1 pseudogene is annotated in these 545 nt (G+C 34.7%); it reads right to left on the reverse strand.

The window, feature by feature from the left end:
- Positions 1-93 precede the first annotated feature (93 nt).
- Positions 94-545, reverse strand: a pseudogene (locus KZ793_RS22450) (tail fiber protein); the annotation flags it as partial.

The raw sequence follows: 545 nt of genomic DNA on the forward strand, positions 1-545 counted from the left end.
CCGATTTAACAGATTTGGCTCCTGAGCCATATTAATATCTCTTTTGTCATTAGCAAATGATAGATAATTTAAATCTGTATTTATGGAATGGAATTAAAGTTTCATGATAAAGGCTAATAAATAGTAAGGCGGAATTACATCAATACTATGATTATGTGAAGATGATGATGCTGTTGCTTGGTGATTATGTCCTTGTCCTTCTCCTGTGTTTGATGTGTAGGCATAATAATTTGCCCCTGATGAAGGATTCTTCCATATTGCACTATCTGAGATATTGCTGGAATTATTTATTTGATATGTGGTTTGGGTATCAGAAGCATGATTGTATTTCAATCCATTACTAAGATAGTAAGACATACCCCCAATGTGTTTATGACTAGGTATGTGTGCTTCTTTCAATATAGTATATTCCACAGTAACACTTACCGAAATTGTCTTTGATGCTGTATCTTTGAAAAAGTTTTTTCCATTACCACTCCCACTGGCTTTACTGCTGCTTTTTCCTGTCTCAGAAATCGTTTCACCACACATGACAAAACGACTTC

This window comes from Photorhabdus antumapuensis, from assembly GCF_020387775.1.
Taxonomy (GTDB): domain Bacteria; phylum Pseudomonadota; class Gammaproteobacteria; order Enterobacterales; family Enterobacteriaceae; genus Photorhabdus; species Photorhabdus antumapuensis.